This window comes from Flagellimonas lutimaris (assembly GCF_051494225.1).
In the GTDB taxonomy this organism is placed as follows: Bacteria; Bacteroidota; Bacteroidia; order Flavobacteriales; family Flavobacteriaceae; genus Flagellimonas; species Flagellimonas lutimaris_A.
Genome location: NZ_JBNPYE010000041.1, coordinates 1 through 288, shown reverse-complemented (window position 1 = coordinate 288; position 288 = coordinate 1). Strand labels below are relative to the sequence as shown.

Sequence of the window (288 nt, the reverse complement as noted above, 5' to 3'; positions counted from 1 at the left end):
ACGCCCCCAACGGAGGGGGCAACGCCCTGTCCGCAGGGGACGCCATAACAACGACCACCACCCTGTACGTCTACAACGAGACGGGCACCACACCGAACTGCTCCGCCGAGAGCAACTTCACCGTGACCATCAACGACACACCTTTGGTGGACGCACCGGCGGACGTCACCGCATGTGACTCCTACGCACTGCCCCCACTCACGGACGGCAACTATTTCGACGCGCCCAACGGGGGCGGCAACGCCCTGCCAGTGGGATACGTGGTGGACAGCACCATGACCGTCTACG

General features: G+C 64.2%; 1 protein-coding gene. It reads left to right on the top strand.

Going from position 1 to position 288, the window contains the following annotated elements:
* Positions 1–288: hypothetical protein (locus tag ACQQ5U_RS19455; protein ID WP_437400133.1), on the top strand; the 288-nt coding region annotated here is incomplete at both ends.